This window comes from Nocardiopsis sp. iso_40 (assembly GCF_056173285.1).
In genome coordinates this window covers 19013-34568 of record NZ_CM149666.1, presented here as the reverse complement: position 1 = coordinate 34568, position 15556 = coordinate 19013, and the positions used below count along the sequence as shown (strand labels likewise).

The 15556-nt window shown below is 70.0% G+C and carries 15 protein-coding genes; 10 read left to right on the top strand and 5 right to left on the bottom strand.

Features of this window, described 5'->3' with window-relative positions; all coding sequences use genetic code 11:
- Positions 1-226 precede the first annotated feature (226 nt).
- On the top strand, positions 227-1885 hold the full coding sequence (locus AC0VYD_RS00150) for a catalase (protein ID WP_475478007.1): 1659 nt from the start codon (positions 227-229) through the stop codon (positions 1883-1885).
- A gap of 125 nt (positions 1886-2010) precedes the next feature.
- Here AC0VYD_RS00150 and AC0VYD_RS00145 read toward each other — a convergent pair whose 3' ends face one another.
- Positions 2011-4794, bottom strand: a complete 2784-nt coding sequence (locus AC0VYD_RS00145; protein ID WP_475478006.1) for a helix-turn-helix transcriptional regulator — start codon at positions 4792-4794, stop codon at positions 2011-2013.
- Positions 4795-4911: 117 nt separating this feature from the next.
- Here AC0VYD_RS00145 and AC0VYD_RS00140 point away from each other — a divergent pair, with 117 nt between their 5' ends.
- Positions 4912-5580: an esterase/lipase family protein gene (locus AC0VYD_RS00140; RefSeq protein WP_475478005.1), complete on the top strand. Its 669-nt coding sequence runs from the start codon at positions 4912-4914 to the stop codon at positions 5578-5580.
- A 190-nt stretch (positions 5581-5770) separates the two neighbouring features.
- On the opposite strand, the gene AC0VYD_RS00135 is transcribed toward AC0VYD_RS00140, so the two are convergent.
- The gene (locus AC0VYD_RS00135; RefSeq protein ID WP_475478004.1) at positions 5771-7141 is read right to left on the bottom strand and encodes an MFS transporter; all 1371 of its coding nucleotides are present in this window, start codon (positions 7139-7141) and stop codon (positions 5771-5773) included.
- Between the two features lie 455 nt (positions 7142-7596).
- On the bottom strand, positions 7597-9927 hold the full coding sequence (locus tag AC0VYD_RS00130) for an ATP-binding cassette domain-containing protein (RefSeq protein ID WP_475478003.1): 2331 nt from the start codon (positions 9925-9927) through the stop codon (positions 7597-7599).
- Between the two features lie 445 nt (positions 9928-10372).
- Between AC0VYD_RS00130 and AC0VYD_RS00125 the strand changes: the two genes are divergently transcribed.
- Complete coding sequence (locus AC0VYD_RS00125) at positions 10373-10561, top strand: DUF397 domain-containing protein (RefSeq protein ID WP_475478002.1); 189 nt, start codon at positions 10373-10375, stop codon at positions 10559-10561.
- Between the two features lie 89 nt (positions 10562-10650).
- Positions 10651-10995, top strand: coding sequence for a hypothetical protein (locus AC0VYD_RS00120; RefSeq protein ID WP_475478001.1), 345 nt, complete (start codon positions 10651-10653; stop codon positions 10993-10995).
- 141 nt (positions 10996-11136) lie between these two features.
- On the opposite strand, the gene AC0VYD_RS00115 is transcribed toward AC0VYD_RS00120, so the two are convergent.
- Both AC0VYD_RS00115 and AC0VYD_RS00110 read right to left on the bottom strand, forming a co-directional pair.
- Positions 11137-11625: an N-acetyltransferase family protein gene (locus AC0VYD_RS00115; RefSeq protein WP_475478000.1), complete on the bottom strand. Its 489-nt coding sequence runs from the start codon at positions 11623-11625 to the stop codon at positions 11137-11139.
- A gap of 1 nt (position 11626) precedes the next feature.
- Complete coding sequence (locus AC0VYD_RS00110) at positions 11627-12430, bottom strand: GntR family transcriptional regulator (RefSeq protein WP_475477999.1); 804 nt, start codon at positions 12428-12430, stop codon at positions 11627-11629.
- Positions 12431-12959: 529 nt separating this feature from the next.
- Here AC0VYD_RS00110 and AC0VYD_RS00105 point away from each other — a divergent pair.
- The 6 genes from AC0VYD_RS00105 (at position 12960) to AC0VYD_RS00080 (ending at position 15546) form a co-directional block, all read left to right on the top strand.
- Positions 12960-13223, top strand: coding sequence for a hypothetical protein (locus AC0VYD_RS00105; protein WP_475477998.1), 264 nt, complete (start codon positions 12960-12962; stop codon positions 13221-13223).
- A gap of 63 nt (positions 13224-13286) precedes the next feature.
- Complete coding sequence (locus tag AC0VYD_RS00100) at positions 13287-13424, top strand: hypothetical protein (RefSeq protein WP_475477997.1); 138 nt, start codon at positions 13287-13289, stop codon at positions 13422-13424.
- Positions 13421-14611, top strand: coding sequence for a hypothetical protein (locus tag AC0VYD_RS00095; RefSeq protein WP_475477996.1), 1191 nt, complete (start codon positions 13421-13423; stop codon positions 14609-14611). Before AC0VYD_RS00100 ends, AC0VYD_RS00095 begins: the two co-directional genes overlap by 4 nt.
- Positions 14608-14898 (top strand): hypothetical protein, encoded by a 291-nt coding sequence (locus AC0VYD_RS00090; protein WP_475477995.1) that lies wholly within the window; start codon positions 14608-14610, stop codon positions 14896-14898. The genes AC0VYD_RS00095 and AC0VYD_RS00090 overlap by 4 nt, the downstream gene beginning before the upstream one ends.
- On the top strand, positions 14895-15164 hold the full coding sequence (locus AC0VYD_RS00085; protein ID WP_475477994.1) for a hypothetical protein: 270 nt from the start codon (positions 14895-14897) through the stop codon (positions 15162-15164). Before AC0VYD_RS00090 ends, AC0VYD_RS00085 begins: the two co-directional genes overlap by 4 nt.
- Positions 15157-15546, top strand: coding sequence for a hypothetical protein (locus AC0VYD_RS00080; RefSeq protein ID WP_475477993.1), 390 nt, complete (start codon positions 15157-15159; stop codon positions 15544-15546). The genes AC0VYD_RS00085 and AC0VYD_RS00080 overlap by 8 nt, the downstream gene beginning before the upstream one ends.
- Positions 15547-15556 lie beyond the last annotated feature (10 nt).

The following is a 15556-nucleotide window of genomic DNA, read 5'->3' as shown; positions in this document are numbered from 1 at the left end:
CGCCCTCCGCCCGGGGGCGCGGCACCTCCGGTGTTTCACGTGAAACGCCCGCCCGGCGAACCGTGTCGGCGCCGCCCCGCGTATCGGCCTGTCGGCGAAGCGACCTGTCGACACTCCGCCCCGACCCCTTCCTTGGCAATGTTTCCGCCATGTGCGTATCACCCAGTGTGATCACGGGCAGTGGCAGGGGTGAGGAAGCCTGACCCGCAGGGAGAGGACCAGCCGCATGACCGACGTATCCGGCCGGGGGCCCGCGCCCGAGGACGAGCGCGGAGTACTCACCAACCGCCAGGGCCACCCCGTCTACGACAACCAGAACCAGCGCACTGTGGGCGAACGGGGCCCCGCCACCCTGGAGAACTACCAGTTCCTGGAGAAGATCAGCCACTTCGACCGTGAGCGGATCCCCGAGCGGGTGGTGCACGCCCGCGGGGTGACCGCGTTCGGGTACTTCGAGTCCTACGGCACCTGGGGCGGGGAGCCCATCGACCGCTACACGCGCGCCAAACTGTTCCAGGGCAAGGGGAAGCGCACCGACATCGCGCTGCGCTTCTCCACGGTGATCGGCGGACGCGACTCCTCCGAGTGCGCGCGGGACCCCCGGGGCTTCGCCGTCAAGTTCTACACCGAGGACGGCAACTGGGACCTGGTGGGCAACAACCTCGCGGTGTTCTTCATCCGCGACGCCATCAAGTTCCCGGACGTGATCCACGCCCTGAAACCGGACCCGGTGACGTTCCGGCAGGAGCCCAACCGGATCTTCGACTTCATGTCCCAGACCCCCGAGAGCATGCACATGCTCGTCAACCTCTTCAGCCCCCGCGGCATCCCCGCGGACTACCGGCACCAGCAGGGGTTCGGGGTCAACACCTACAAGTGGGTCAACCAGGCGGGCGAGACCGTCCTGGTCAAGTACACGTGGATGCCCAAGCAGGGGGTCCGCAGCATGACCGAGGCCGACGCCGCGAACATCCAGGCGTCCGAGACGGGGCACGCGACCAGGGACCTGCACGAGGCCATCGACCGCGGCGAGTACCCCGAATGGGAGCTGCTCGTGCAGATGATGAGCGACGAGGAGCACCCCGAACTCGACTTCGACCCCCTGGACGACACCAAGACCTGGCCCGAGCAGGACTTCCCGCCCAAGCCGGTGGGGCGCATCGTGCTCGACCGGAACGTCTCGGACAACTTCGCCGAGAACGAGCAGATCTCCTTCGGCACCGGCGTGCTCGTGGACGGGCTGGACTTCTCCGACGACAAGATGCTGGTCGGCCGCACCTTCTCCTACAGCGACACCCAGCGGTACCGGGTGGGCCCCAACTACCTGCAGCTGCCGGTCAACCAGGCCAGGAACGCGTCCGTACGCACCAACCAGCGGGACGGGCTGATGGCCTACCACCAGGACACCGGGGGCGGGAACCCGCACGTCAACTACGAGCCCTCCATCACCGGCGGGCTGCGGGAGGGGCAGTACCCCACCCATGACGAACAGGGCCCCGAGATCAGGGGACGGCTCACCCGCAAACGCATCAGCCGCACCAACGACTACCGGCAGGCGGGGCAGCGGTACCTGCTGATGGAGCAGTGGGAGCGCGACGACCTGGTGCACAACTTCACCGGCCTGCTCTCCCAGTGCGACCGCGCGGTCCGGGAACGGATGGTCTGGCACCTCCTCCTGGTCGAGGACGAACTGGGCACACGTGTCGGCAAGGGGCTGGGGATCGAGCCCGGTGACGTGTCGCACCTGGAGCCCCTGCGGGGCCAGGAACTGACGGACGAGGACCGGGAACGCCTGGCGAACCTGGGTGCGAACGGCCCCCGGGACGTCTCGGGTCTGACCATGACCCACTGCGTGCCCAACGAACGCCGGGTGACCGAGCGCTGAGGCGGGCCCGGCCGGAAGCCGGTGCGGCCCCGGGACCCGTGAGGGCCCGGGGCCGCACCGCGCCCCCACCCCCTCTCTGCTCCGCGCGTGGGACCGCGGTCCCGCGGCCACGCGGAACGGGGGTCTCACCCGGGTTCGTGCCCCCGCTCCCGGGAAACACCGATCAGCCGGGAGAGCTCGACCCGGGAGCGGATCCCGAGCTTGCTGTAGATGTTGCGCAGATGGTGGTCGACCGTGCGGGTGCTCAGGAAGAGCCGCGAAGCGACCTCCCGGTTGGTGGCGCCGTCAGCGACGTGCCGGGCGATCCGGAGCTGTTGCGGACTGAGCGGCTCCAGCCCGGTTCTCCGGCGCGCCGCCGCGCTGCCGCGGGCCGCCCGCAGCTCCTCCCCGGCCTGTCGCGCCCACGGCCGGGCGCCCAACCGTTCGAAGGCCTCCATCGCGGTGTACAGGTGCTCCCGGGCCAGGCCCGGATGCCGGGAGCGTCGCAGGTGCCCGCCGAACAGCAGACGGGTGCGGGCCTCCTCGAAGTCGCAGTAGCCGGAGGAGTGCAGTTCGAGCGCGCTCTCGAAGAACCCGCTCGCCTCCTCCCCCTCGCTGAGCAGGCCCCGGCAACGCATCACCAGGGCCAGGGCGGTGTCGTTCCCGGTCGCCTCGGCCCAGCTGGCGAAGGTCTCCACCCCGGAGCGGACCCGGACCCGCACCCCGCCGCGCACGGAAGCCTCCACCAGGTACGGGGTGAGCAGCAACCGCACCGCCGCGTGTCCGCTGCCGGGACCGGACCGGGCCAGCACGCGCAACCGCATGGCGGCCTCGGCGGTGCGTCCGGCACCGAGGTCGAGCAGGGCCAGGGCCCAGGCCGCCAGCCCGGCGGGGAGTCCGACGTCGTGTTCCACCGCCATCGCCAGGGCGGTCCCGGCGTGCTCCCGGCACGTGTCCTCTTCCCCGCGGATCGCGGCGACGAAGGCGAGGGCGCCCCGGTGGTGGCTCGCGCAGTTGTCCTGTCCGGAGTCGGTCGCCAGACGCAGCCCCTCGGTTGCGCTCGCCTGTGCCAGGGACAGGCGGCCGAACCACATCTCGGCGTAGGTCAGGAACTCCAGGGCCTGGGGCACGAGGGCGAGTGCCCCGGTCCGGCGGGCCACCGCGGCGGCGCGCCCGGCCAGGGCCCGGGTGCGCACGTGGTCCCCGCGGAGCAGGCCCGCGATCCCGCCCAGTACGAGGGCCTGCGGGTCACCGATGAGCTCCGCGGACTCCTCGGCCCTGGCCAGGAGTACGGCGCCCTCGCGGTGCCGGCCCTGGAACATGGCGGCCTTGCCCGTCATGTAGTCCAGTACGAGCCGGTCCCAGGGCCGGTCGGGACCGGCGCCGGAGCCGCGTCCCGGGCCGGGCTCCGCCTCCGTGCCGGCCCCTGCCCCGGCCACGAGGGCGCGGGCTCGCTCCGCGGTGGCGAAGAAGCGCGTGTGGTCGCCCGAGAGGCAACTCGCCTCACCGGCCTGGAAGAGCATCCGCAGTGCGGACCCGGGGTCGTTCCCGGCCAGCCGGTCGGCGGTGTCCCCGAGCCGTTGGGAGGCGTCGATGGCCACCCCCGAGCGCAGGTCCATCTCGGCACGGAGCAGGTCCGCGTGGTCGGGGGCGGAGCGCACGCGTTCGAGCACGAGGCGGGCCCGGGCCGGATCGCCCGAAAGCCAGGCGGATCGGGCGGCCTCGGTCAGGCGCAGGCCGCGGGTGGCGGGATCGGGGGTGAGCCGGGCGGCGTGTTCGTGAAGCAGGACGGCGTGTGCGTGGCCGTGCCGGTCGGCGGTGCGCTGGGCGGCCCGGTGGAGGGCCGCGGCGATCCGCTCGTCGGGAGCGCTCCCGGCCAGGGCCCGGTGCCAGGCGGCGCGGTCCTCCTCCTGCTCGGCCTCGCAGACACGGGCGAGCGCCAGGTGGACGGAACTCCGTTCGGTGGGTCGGGCCCGGTGGTAGCAGGCGGAGCGGGCCAGCGGGTGGGTGAAAACCACGTGTCGGCCCTCCTCGACGACCAGGCCCGCCGTCCGGGCGGGTTCGAGGACGTCGGTTTCCGGGGGTCGGGGGCCTCGGCCGGGTTCGGCCGCCAGCCGGACCAGGGCCAGGCGTGTGGCGCCGGGAAGCCGGGAGAGGGTTCGGGCGAAGGCCTCGGTGAGCTCGCCCCGAGAGCGCGGCGGCTGTTCGAGCACGACCGAACCGGAGCGCTGTTCGGCGGTGGTCCCGTCCAGCAGTTCGAGGGCGGCCCGGGGGTTGCCCTCGGCCGCGGCGGCGAGATCCCCGGCGACCGGGCCCGCCAGCTCCTCGTCGGGCAGAACGCGCAGGAGGGCCTCGTGGTCCAGGGGACGCAACCGGAGCACGGGGATTCCGGCCAGCCGGTCCGCGTCCCCGTCCGGGGCGCTGAGCAGGACCGCCGCCCCCTCATGGTCCAACCTGCGCGCGGCGAAGGCCACGACCTCCCGGGAGGGCCGGTCGAGCAGGTGGAAGTCATCCACGCAGAGCAGGAGGGGGCACTGAGCCGCGACCTCGCAGAGCAGGCCCAGGGCCGCGTTGGCGAGCGGGAAGGGGTCGCCCGGGTCTCCGGTGTCCAGGGCGCGGGTGAGCGCCTCGCGCTGCGGTTCCGGCAGGCGCGGGAGATAGGGGAGTGCGGGCCGTAGGAGCTGGTGCAGCCCGGCCAGGGGGAGCAGGCCCTCGCCCGGCGCGGCGCGGGACCGGAGCACCGTGAAGTCGCGGGCCTCCTCAACGGCCCGGTCCAGCAGGGCGGTCCGCCCCGAGCCGGGGGCGCCCGTCACGAGCAGGCCGCCGCTCACCCCGGAGCGTGCGGCCTCGAGCAGGCGGCGGAGGGCGGACAGTTCGTGGGCGCGCCCGTACAGGGGCGTGGTGCGTGTGAGCGGGTTCACGCTGTTCACCCCCACAAGTTACCCACCGGTTAAATAAGAGTAAAGGGACCGGCTATTCAGCCGATGCGCCCATCGTGACGCAGGGCACACAATCGAGTTCCCCGATCCCCCACCGACGGAGCTCACATGAGACCCCTGCTCTCTCTGCTGTGCGGCCTCGTACTCGTCCTGAGCACGGCCCTGCACGCCGCCCCCGCCTCGGCCAACACGCACACGCCGGTCGTCTTCGTCCACGGATTCATGGGCAAGGGCGGCCAGTGGCACTCCATGCGGTCCGCCCTGGTGGACTCCGGCTATCCGCAGGACCGCCTGCACGTCTTCTCCTACGACTGGACACGTTCGAACACCACCATCGCCGGGCAGCTCGCCGCCCGTGTGGACAAGGTCCGAGGACTGCACGGCACCGACCGGGTGCACCTGGTGACCCACTCCATGGGCGGACTGTCCTCGCGCCACTACATCAAGAACCTCGGCGGCACCGAGACCGTCGACCAGTGGATCTCCATCGGCGGCCCCAACAACGGCACCGACGTCGCCAACCTGTGCCCGTCCCTGCTCACCCCCTGCGGGGAGATGCGGCACGGTTCGAACTTCCTGAACGACCTCAACAGCGGGGACCCCACCCCCGGACCGGTCTCGTACACGACCATCCGTTCGCGCTGCGACCTGGTCATCTCGCCGGTGAGCAGCACCTCGCTGCCGGGCGCGGACAACATCGAGGCCGGCTGCGTGGAACACATCTCGATGATGTGGAACGGCGGCGTCATCGACCACGTCCGCGGCGCCCTGGGCTGACCCGCTTCCGGCCCAGGCCCCTGTCGACGTGCCGACAGGTCCCCAGGTCGCCATGTCGACACAGGGACTTACCGGCACGGGGTTCCATCGCACGGCCCCGTCGACCGGACGGTCAGGGGACGCCGACGGACACGGAGCGGGGGCGGTGGTCCGCGGACCACCGCCCCCGCCGGGAGGGCCCACCCCGTGATCAGGTCACGGAGGTGGGCTCGTCCTCGTCAGCGTGCAGGTCGATCCCCTGGAGGTTCTTCTTCACCAGGGAGACCGCGACGAAGGAGATCAGCGAGAGGAAGACGACGTAGACGCCGATGGTCCACGAGGCGCCGAAGTTGGTCAGCAGCAGCTCGGCGATCATCGCGGCGAAGGCGCCGCCCAGGATCGCCCCGAGCGCGTAGCCGATGGACACGCCCGAGTAGCGGACCTCCGCCGGGAACATCTCCGCGTACAGCGCCGACTGGGGGCCGTAGCTCAGGCCGAAGGTCAGCGTGAAGACGAAGAGGCCCAGGAAGTACATGTAGATGTTCGCGGTGTCGACCATGAACCACATCGGCACCGCCCAGGCGGCGAGCAGGACGTAGCCGATCTGGAAGGTCCGCACCCGGCCGATCCGGTCGCTGATCCAACCGCCGTACAGGGTGGAGACCAGCCAGCCGAAGGAGGCCAGGGTGGTGGCCAGCAGGACCGGCCCCCGCTCCATACCCAGGCCGAACTCCTCGACCGGCCGCGAGGCGTAGGTGGCCATGAAGGCGATCACCAGGTAACCGGCGGCGTTGTTGGCGACGAAGATCAGCGCGGAGAGGACGACCTCCTTGCTGTTCTTGCGGAACAGTCGGCCCAGCGGGGCCGAGGACTTGGCCCGGCGCTGCTGCATGAGCTTGAAGACCGGGGACTCCTCGACCGTCTTGCGGATGAGGTGGCCGACGATGATCAGCAGGAAGGACAGCAGGAACGGGATGCGCCATCCCCATTCCAGGAAGGCCTCGTTGCCGATGACCGCGGTGATGACCCAGACCACGAAGGTCGCCAGGATCATGCCGCACGGCACGCCGATCTGCGGGTAGGCGCCGAAGTAACCGCGCTTGTTGACAGGCGCGTGCTCCACCGACATCAGGGCCGCGCCGCCCCACTCACCGCCGGCGGAGAAGCCCTGGATGACGCGCATCAGGATCAGCAGGACCGGTGCCGCCACTCCGATCTGGGCGTAGGTGGGCAGCAGGCCGATCGCGCAGGTGGCGGCCCCCATCATGACGAGCGTGAAGACCAGGATCCGCTTGCGCCCGAACTTGTCCCCGAGGTGCCCGGCGACGATCGCGCCCAGCGGGCGGAAGAGGAAGGAGATGCCGATGGTCGCGAAGGAGAGGACCTGCGCCACGGCCGGGCTGGCGTCCGACAGGGGCGCCAGGAAGAGGGGGGCCAGCACCAGGCCCGCGGCCTGGGCGTAGATGAAGAAGTCGTACCACTCGATGGTGGTACCGACCATGGTCCCCGCGAGGACCTTGCGCTTCTCCTTGGGGTCGAGGGTTCCACCGGGTCCTGGGACCGTGGCGTCGGGTGTCGCCATTGCTGCTCCGTAGTTCTCTACCGGCTCGAGGGGGCCGGGTTCGCTGTTGGGCCCGGGTAGGCCGGTCCACGGCCCGAAGGCGGAACGGGGGATACCGGGACAGACCATGAGCCCCAGGACACCATGCCATGTGATGCAGGGCACTTTCTACATCGGGTCACGCTTTTCCCAGCTAGAGACATGTGTCCTGACCGAACGGTCGGTGAGAAATCCCCCTCTGACAAGGGAGCTTTCCGGCATGCGACCACCCGGTCACGACCGGGAAGAAAAATTCTCCGCCGTCCATACTTCGAGACGGGGGCCGCAGGATGGCGACAGGTCGGCCTGTCGACAAGTCCCCGGTCCCGCCTGGGGGCGCCCGGACCGGGAGGCCTCAGCCCCAGCCTGGAGCCGGACCCGCGATCACGCTCTCCACCTCGGCGCGTGTGGTCACCTCGGGGAAAGGGCGTGGCGCATCAGAGCAGCCCCTTCAGATAGGTGCCGGTCCGGCTGTCCGGGGCCGCCGCGACCAGCGCGGGCGCGCCCTGCGCGACGATCCGTCCGCCCCGCGAACCACCGCCCGGGCCCAGGTCGATGACGTGGTCCGCGGTGGCCACGACCCGCATGTCGTGCTCGGCCGCCACCACGGTGGCGCCCGCGCCGACGAGGTCGCGCAGGCGGCTGACGAGGACGTCTGTGTCGTGCGGGTGGAGGCCGGTGGTGGGCTCGTCGAGCAGGTAGACCGTGTCGGCGACCCGGCGGCGCTGGAGTTCGGTGGCGAGCTTGATCCGCTGGGCCTCGCCGCCGGACAGCTCCGTGGCGGGCTGGCCCAGGCGCAGGTAGCCCAGCCCGACCCCGGAGAGGGTCTCCAGGGAGCGCCGTACCGACGGTTCCCCGGTGAAGAATCCCGCCGCCTCCTCGACCGACATCGCGAGCACGTCCGCGACCGTGCGCCCCCGGTACTCCACCCGGAGGGTGTCCTCGTCGTAGCGCGAGCTACCGCAGGCCGGGCAGGGCGCGTAGGTGGTGGGCAGGAACAGCAGCTCCACCGAGACGAACCCCTCACCCTCACAGGTGGGGCAGCGCCCCGCCGCGACGTTGAAGGAGAACCGGCCGGGCCCGTAACCGAGCGAGCGGGCCTTCTCGGTGGCCGCGAACAGCTTGCGCACCGTGTCGAAGAGCCCGGTGTAGGTCGCCAGGTTGGAGCGCGGCGTCCGCCCGATGGGCTGCTGGCTGACCCACACCACCCGGCCGTGCTCGGCGGCCCGGTCCCCGATCTCCGCCAGCAGGGAGGACTTGCCCGAACCGGACACCCCGGTGACGGCGGTGAACACGCCGAGGGGGATGTCGGCGTCCAGCTCGCGCAGGTTGTTGCGGGTGGCCCCGCGCAGGCGCAACTGCCCGACGGGGTCGCGGGGCCGGTGCTCCGGAAGGACGTCGTGGAACAGGTAGCGGCGGGTCACCGACTCCGGGACCTCGCGCAGGCCGGGCACCGGGCCGCTGTACAGGACGCGCCCGCCGTGCTCGCCCGCCTCCGGTCCGACGTCGACGATCCAGTCCGCGCCGCGCACGATGTCCAGGTCGTGCTCGACGAAGCACACGGTGTTGCCGCCGTCGCGCAGACGCCGGAGGATCCCGGTGAGCGCCTCGCAGTCGGCCGGGTGCAGGCCCGCGGAGGGCTCGTCCAGGACGTAGACCACCCCGAAGAGCCCCGTGCCCAGCTGGGTGGCCAGCCGGATCCTCTGGAACTCCCCCGTGGACAGGGTCGGAGCCGGTCGGGCCACGCTCAGATAGCCCAGGCCCAGTTCCGCCAGCACCTCGACCCGTCCGGTGATCTCCCCGACGAGCGCCCCGGCGGCCCCCGGCTCCTCCCGCCAGGGGTGCAGCAGGGTGACCAGTTCGGTCAGCGGCAGCGCCGCCAGTTCGGCGATGGTGTGCCCGGCGAAGGTGACCCGCAGCGCCTCCCGCCGCAGCCGTCGGCCGCCGCACTCCGGGCAGGTCCGGTCGACCATGAACTCGGCCGCCCTGCGCCGCCGGGCCTCACTGGCGGAGGAGGCGTAGGCCTTGAGCACCAGTCGCCGGGCGCTGCTGTACTTTCCCTGGTAGGGCCGGTGGACCCGGCCCGCCTCACGGACCGGGTGGACGGTCACCACGGGCTGTTCCCCGGTGAACAGGATCCAGTCGCGCTCGTCCTGGGGGAGCTCCCGCCAAGGCCGGTGGATGTCGTACCCGAGGGTGTCGAGGATGTCGCGCAGGTTCTTGCCCTGCCAGGCCCCGGGCCAGGAGGCGACGGCCCCGTCGGCGATGCTCAGCCCGGGGTCGGGCACCAGCGAGTCCTCGGTGACCTCGTGCTCGACCCCCTCCCCGTGGCATACGGGGCAGGCGCCGGCCGCGGTGTTGGGGGAGAAGGAGTCGGAGTCCAGGTGCTCCGCCCCGGGCGGGTAGGTGCCCGCCCGGGAGAAGAGCATGCGCAGCGTGTTGGAGAGCGTGGTGAGGGTGCCCACGGTGGAGCGGGCCGAGGGCGCGGAGCGCGGCTGTGCGAGCGCCACGGCCGGCGGCATCCCGGTGACGTCGTCCACGTCCGGGGCCGGGAGCTGCTGGAGCAGGCGCCTCGCGTACGGCGCCACCGACTCCAGGTACCGGTGCTGGGACTCGGCGTAGAGGGTCCCGAAGGCCAGGGAGGACTTTCCCGACCCGGAGACCCCGGTGAAGGCGACCAGGGCGTCCCGGGGCAGCTCCGTGTCCACGTTCTTGAGGTTGTGGATGCGGGCACCGCGCACCCGGATGCGGTCGTCGTGCTTGTTCATGGGACAAGCCTTACCCGGTCACGGACCCGGTGGGGCTCCATGGGCCGTCCCGGTACGGCAAACCCCGGTGGGTGCCGCCTGTCGACGGATCGTTCAGTCGACATGTCGCCGTGTCGGCCTGTCGACGGGTCGGCCTGTACCGGCACAGCACATCCGAACCACGGAGGCCCGGCCACGCTCCAGCACGGCCGGGACGGTGCGAACTCAGGGAGTCGGAAAGGGCCGGTCCGTACGAACGCGTACGGACCCGTGCTCGTGTTCGAGACCACATGACGTGAGCCCGTCCGGCTTATCCGCCAGATCCACCGCCGCGGTCGTGGACGAGCGTCACCAAGGACGGTCCCGGTGGACACAGGGAAGATCCTGGCACCGACGGCCCGTTTAGGCGGACCACGTCAGGCGATCATCCTGATGTGCTTGGACCCTCCGGAGCCCGAGAGCGAAAATGAGGAGTCGAACGATGGGCAGTAAACCGACGTGGCGCAAGAGCACGTATTCCGACGGCGGGGCGAACTGCGTGGAGGTCCGGGGGAGTGCGAGCGGTGCGGCCGTACGTGACACGCAGAATCACGAGCTCGGCCACCTCAGCGTGCCTCCGGCCGAGTGGACGGCCTTCCTCCGCCTGACCCGATAGACCCACACGTAAGCTCCCGGGATTCCTCCCCTCCAGGACCTTCGCTGTTTGCACCAACGCTCCTGCTGACAGCCGCACGCGCCCTGCACATGGGGAGTACGACGGCGTACAAGCTCGCCAGAAGCGGCCGGTTCCCCTGCCGGCTGCTCCGCTATGGCGGAACCTACCGAGTGGCCGCCGCGGAGCTCCTGGAGCTGTTGGACGTGCCTCTTCCCCCGGGGACCCTCGGCTGGAGTCGAGTCGACATAGCGATTCGCTCCGTTGTCGACTCGGTGACCTGTCGATTCTGTTCAGGGCCGGGGAAAACGGGCTCAGGCAGGGGACGGTGTGGGTTTCCACGGTCAGACGACGGTCACAACAGAAAGAGCCCTGCTCTCCGAGTGGAGATGCAAGGCTCTGACCAGATGAAACTGGGTGGGCGTACCAGGACTTGAACCTGGGGCCTCATCCTTATCAGTAATGATCCGCCAGTGTTCCACCCGGACCGGACCCTTGCTCACCTGGAACACGAGTCTTCCAACGTCCATGGACGTCCGAACGTGTCCACCCGTATTGCAGTACGGGAAAGCAGTACATCAACTCGGGGAAACATAGGCGAAAGCAGGTACTCGCCGGTCTCCAACAACGTGCGAGATCTCCCCAAGCAGGTCCCATCCAAGCTTCTCGTAGAGCCGGATTGCTGCCCGGTCTTTCTGCATCACGTCCAGGACCAGTCTCGCCCCGCGCTCCTGGGCATCCTCCATGGCAGCCACGGTCAACCTTTCGCCCAAGCTGAGCCCCCGCGCATCGGGGTGGACGAACAACCGGGCCAACACACCGACCGGCCGACCGTCCCGAGCCTGCCACAAGCGAGCGGCATCCTCCCCCCGCTCGCCGGTTACGCACAGATGCCCAACCACCTTGCCGTCGGACTCAGCAACCCACGCGCCAACCAGGCCGTCAGGGGTAAGCCACCCGAGCGCATCGTCCACCCCTTCGACGGGATAGCCGTCCTTGGCGTAGACCTCCTTGAGCACCGCCGCGCAAGCGGGGAGATCGCGTTCCTCGCGCCGTCTGATCTTCATGTCACCCCTCGATCGGCATGTTGTAGTCGAGCCCTCCGAAGTCTGCCCGCATCACGAAGCACGTCACCTCGAAGGCGACGCCATCCGGGTCGATTCCGGTGTGCAGAACGTCGATCACCGGCACTCCGTCCGGGAGTTTCAGCCCCTGAACTTCCTCCTGCGAGGGCATGCGCGCCGTGATCTCTTCACGGCTTCGGGCCATAGGGTGCCCCAACTCCTCGAACCGCCCGTACAGGCTGCCTTTGCCCATCTGCGCAGATGTCGCGAGCACGCTGCCCTCAGCAATGGACCAGGGAATGTATGTGACCCCCACCTGAACGGCATACTCCGCCTGGTCATCGCTGGCGTAGTACCAGTTCTCCCGCCGAACCACTGAGGCCTGTTCAGGGTCGACTTCCAGCCGCTTGGCTATCTGGGTCGGGGGCACGACCCGCTCGATAGACGTGCAGTCCACTCGCGGTGTGAGCCCTTGCTTTGCGAGTTCCGCCCGGTAAGGGGAGAGGCCGGTCTGCTCACGCAGACGCTTGCTGTAGCGCTCGCTGCCGAAGCGCAACAGCTTGCGTTTGCGCCGTACGAAGACGCCGCGCCCGTGTTGCACATCAACGAGCCCTTCCTCGGCAAGTAGCCGCACGGCCTCCCGAGCAGTGTTGCGAGCACTCTCGAACCTCTCCGCGAGCTTCCTCTCCGACTCAAGCTTGTGCCCCTCCGGAAGGTCGCCTGAGGTGATCGCAGCGCGCAACTCATCAGCGATGCGCCTACTCGGCAACTTCTTGTCGACCCCTTTGTCCTGCGGTTTCTCGCTCATACACAGAGTCTACCCAACTGGCTTGAGCCAATTCGTTGACTGGCTTAAGCCAGTGTGTTCTACTGATCACAGCGCAACTGGCTCAAGCCAGTTGAGGCCCGGAAGAGGACTCCGGTGACCAGGGCAGAGCCCTGTCCACCGCGTGGAATCCCGCACGGCACAGGTGTTTTGACAACCCCCGGCATGACCGGGGGACACAGTGGACAAAGTCGCAGCTCAGCCCCTACGGGGGTCAAGGCGGACGGACCGATCACGCCGAAAGGCCGCTGTGAGGGTGCCTCGCTCATGACTGCGCCACACGCACCCCCTGGGGTGCCTGTCCTCTCTCGACTCCCGGCACAACACGGGAGCGCGAGAGGACACGCACCCCCTGGGGTGCCTGTCCTCTCTCGACTCCCGGCACAACACGGGAGCGCGAGACGGGGCGGGGACCACCCGGGTCCACCACATCCCCCACACAGCAACGAGCCCCGCCGGGATGCCGCCCAGCGGGGCTCTCACGCACCTGTTCACCTGCGAGGAGAAGCACATGCGCACCACCATGATGCCGTCCCCGACGGCCCCCAAAACCCCCACCACCGCCACCAACGCCCTGTTCGAGGTCACCCCGGCCGCACTGGCCGCGCTCGACATCACCGACGGCGCCGACCTGTTCGCCACCGACCTCGACGGCGAGACGACCGAAGACCGTGCGGCCCGCGAGGCTGCCGCCGCCGACATCCTCGACGACCGCCTGAGCGAGATCGCCACTCAGGCCCTGACCGCCGAGGTCGTCACGGGGTGGTCGGTGTGAGCTCCGAACTGCTTCCCGTGGTGGTCATCACCCAGACCGCCCGGTACCGGAAGGGAGTCCGCCGTGGTTGAGCTGATCTCGCTGTTCGCGTTCCTGGTCACCGCCGCCCTGTTCGTCCACCTGGTCGGGTTCCCGCTGATCGAGCGGCGCTCGGACCTGGACACCCTGACCCGCCTGTCCAAGCTCAAGGAGGGCAAGTGAGCTTCCCCAAGAAGCAGGGCCAGGGGCAGCCCGGACAGGCCGCCCCGGTCACCGCTGACCAGATCCAACAGACCGTGCAGGCCGCCAAGGCGCTGGAGTCGATCCCGGGCCAAGAGCTGCTGGAAGACCCGGCGCTCAATCCCGCCACCCGCGCCAAGTACGACCAGCTGACCGCTGAGCGGCTGGAAGCGGCGTTGCAGGCCGACCACCGCCGCAAGCTGGCCGAGGCCGCTGAGCGGGCCCGGCAAGCCGAGGAGGCCACCGAGGTGGCCGAGATCATCGACCGGGCCCGCCGGGCGACCTCCCCGGCCCGCACGATCCTGGACATGAGCCGCCACCAGCGCACGTTCGGCCGGGTGTCGCTGGCCGCGTCCCTGCTGCTGAGTGTGGGGTCCGCGATCGGGCTCGGGGCTCTGGTTGAAGCCCAGGGCGGGCCGGTGCCGGTCGGGTGGGTCGCTGAGGTCGGTCTGACCGGGCTGTCCACTGCCGTGATCATCTGGCGCGGGCTGCTGGCCCGCGCCGGAACCACGATCGATGACCGCACCGGGCGGCTGTTCCTGGCCCTGATGGTCGTGCCGCTGCTGATCTCGATCGTGGGGTCCTACTTCGGGACCGGGCCGGTCGGGGTCGCCTGCTCGGTCGGGTCCGCTCTCTTCGCTGGGCTGACCTACCTGATCAACACGTCCGCTTCCGACGCGATCTCCCAGTCGATCGCCAAGATCGACCAGCACAAGAAGATCACCCCCGAACAGCCGTCTGAGCGCCCCGCTCACACCGAGCCCGCCCGTGCGAGCGCTCCGCCCGTACAGCCACTCGGGGACGGTCTTGAAGAGGTCGGGGAAGCCATTGCGGAAGGGGCCTCGGACTGGCTGCGCTCGCACGGAAACCCGTCTGAGCGCTCGCACGGTGAGAACCACCCCATGTCCGATGAGGCGAACAAGGAGGTCACGGCGTCTGAGAGCCCGTGCGAGCGGGACCGCTCACACGAGGGTTCCCCGGACCCGGATCGGCCGCTGACCGCGCAGGAGCGTCGCCGTCGACAGGGCGAGATCAACCGTCGCCGTGTCGAGGAGGTTCTGTACGAGCGCCCCGACGCTCCCACGGGCGAGATCGCTGAACAGCTCGGGTTGGGAGAGTCCACGGTCCGCCGGATCCGCCGCGAGATCGACGGGGAGGCGGCCTCATGAAGCCGATCAAGCACCGGCCCCGGATCGACCGCAGCGAAGAGCTCACCCCCGAAGGGTCAGCGTGGGTTTTCCGGGTCCGCTGCGGGTGCGGACTCACCGGACAGGCCCTGTTCCGCAAGTGCGAGGCCAAAGAAGAGCGCGCCGCGCACCTGGCCGAGGTCACCCCGCCCGAGTCGGAGCAGTGCCGCGACCCCAAGCGCCACGGCTGCCGACCGCACGACCGGTGCCCGGTCTGCGCTGACCAGTTGCCCCTTCCCGGCTTCGAGGGTCTGGGGGTGGCCATATGAACCGCCCCAACTGGCGTACCCGTCTGCGGGCCGCCGCTTCCTTCGCTGATCACTTGCTGTGCCACCTGGACTCGCTGATCAGCGCATGCCTGGACATCCGACCCGTCCGCAACCAGCTCGCAGACCTGGCCGCCTGGTGGGGCACCACCTGGCGCACCCATCTGCACGCCGCGCACGTGCGCCGCTACGGCCCCGGCCGAGGCGTAATCGCCGTGGTCATCAACCGCCCGAACCGCACCAGCAAGGAGGCACCCACCAGTGAGTGACGCCAAGCCCGCACCGCCCACCGAGCGCTCCGAACTCAAGCGCATCATGGCCGACCTCGAAGCGATCGAGTTCGAGACCGGCTCCGACATCCGCCGCTATGTCGAGACCACCCGCAAGCTTTCCCGGGCCCTGTCCGTGGAACTGGAGTTCTCCGCCCAAGAACTGGAAGCCGCTCTCAAGGAGCTGCCGACCGGGGGCGGTGAGAGCCGCCTGGCGATGCGCCGCAAGGCCCGCAGCGTGGCCCGGCACCTGCGCCGCGCCGCTGAGGCCCAGCGGGCCGTGGGTGTGGAGTCGGTGCGCACCTGGGCCAGCCTGCACAAGCACTTCGAGTACCTGGTCAAGCGCAAGAAGCGCAAGAAGTCCCTGGACCTGTCCTCCTGACACCCGCACC

Bases quoted from the DNA above. Each gene is read 5' to 3' on its own strand.
- AC0VYD_RS00150 (WP_475478007.1), top strand. From the start codon at position 227: ATGACCGACGTATCCGGCCGGGGGCCCGCGCCCGAGGACGAGCGCGGA.
- AC0VYD_RS00140 (WP_475478005.1), top strand. From the start codon at position 4,912: ATGAGACCCCTGCTCTCTCTGCTGTGCGGCCTCGTACTCGTCCTGAGC.
- AC0VYD_RS00135 (WP_475478004.1), bottom strand. From the start codon at position 7,141: ATGGCGACACCCGACGCCACGGTCCCAGGACCCGGTGGAACCCTCGAC.
- AC0VYD_RS00130 (WP_475478003.1), bottom strand. From the start codon at position 9,927: ATGAACAAGCACGACGACCGCATCCGGGTGCGCGGTGCCCGCATCCAC.
- AC0VYD_RS00125 (WP_475478002.1), top strand. From the start codon at position 10,373: ATGAGGAGTCGAACGATGGGCAGTAAACCGACGTGGCGCAAGAGCACG.
- AC0VYD_RS00120 (WP_475478001.1), top strand. From the start codon at position 10,651: ATGGGGAGTACGACGGCGTACAAGCTCGCCAGAAGCGGCCGGTTCCCC.
- AC0VYD_RS00115 (WP_475478000.1), bottom strand. From the start codon at position 11,625: ATGAAGATCAGACGGCGCGAGGAACGCGATCTCCCCGCTTGCGCGGCG.
- AC0VYD_RS00110 (WP_475477999.1), bottom strand. From the start codon at position 12,430: ATGAGCGAGAAACCGCAGGACAAAGGGGTCGACAAGAAGTTGCCGAGT.
- AC0VYD_RS00105 (WP_475477998.1), top strand. From the start codon at position 12,960: ATGCGCACCACCATGATGCCGTCCCCGACGGCCCCCAAAACCCCCACC.
- AC0VYD_RS00090 (WP_475477995.1), top strand. From the start codon at position 14,608: ATGAAGCCGATCAAGCACCGGCCCCGGATCGACCGCAGCGAAGAGCTC.
- AC0VYD_RS00085 (WP_475477994.1), top strand. From the start codon at position 14,895: ATGAACCGCCCCAACTGGCGTACCCGTCTGCGGGCCGCCGCTTCCTTC.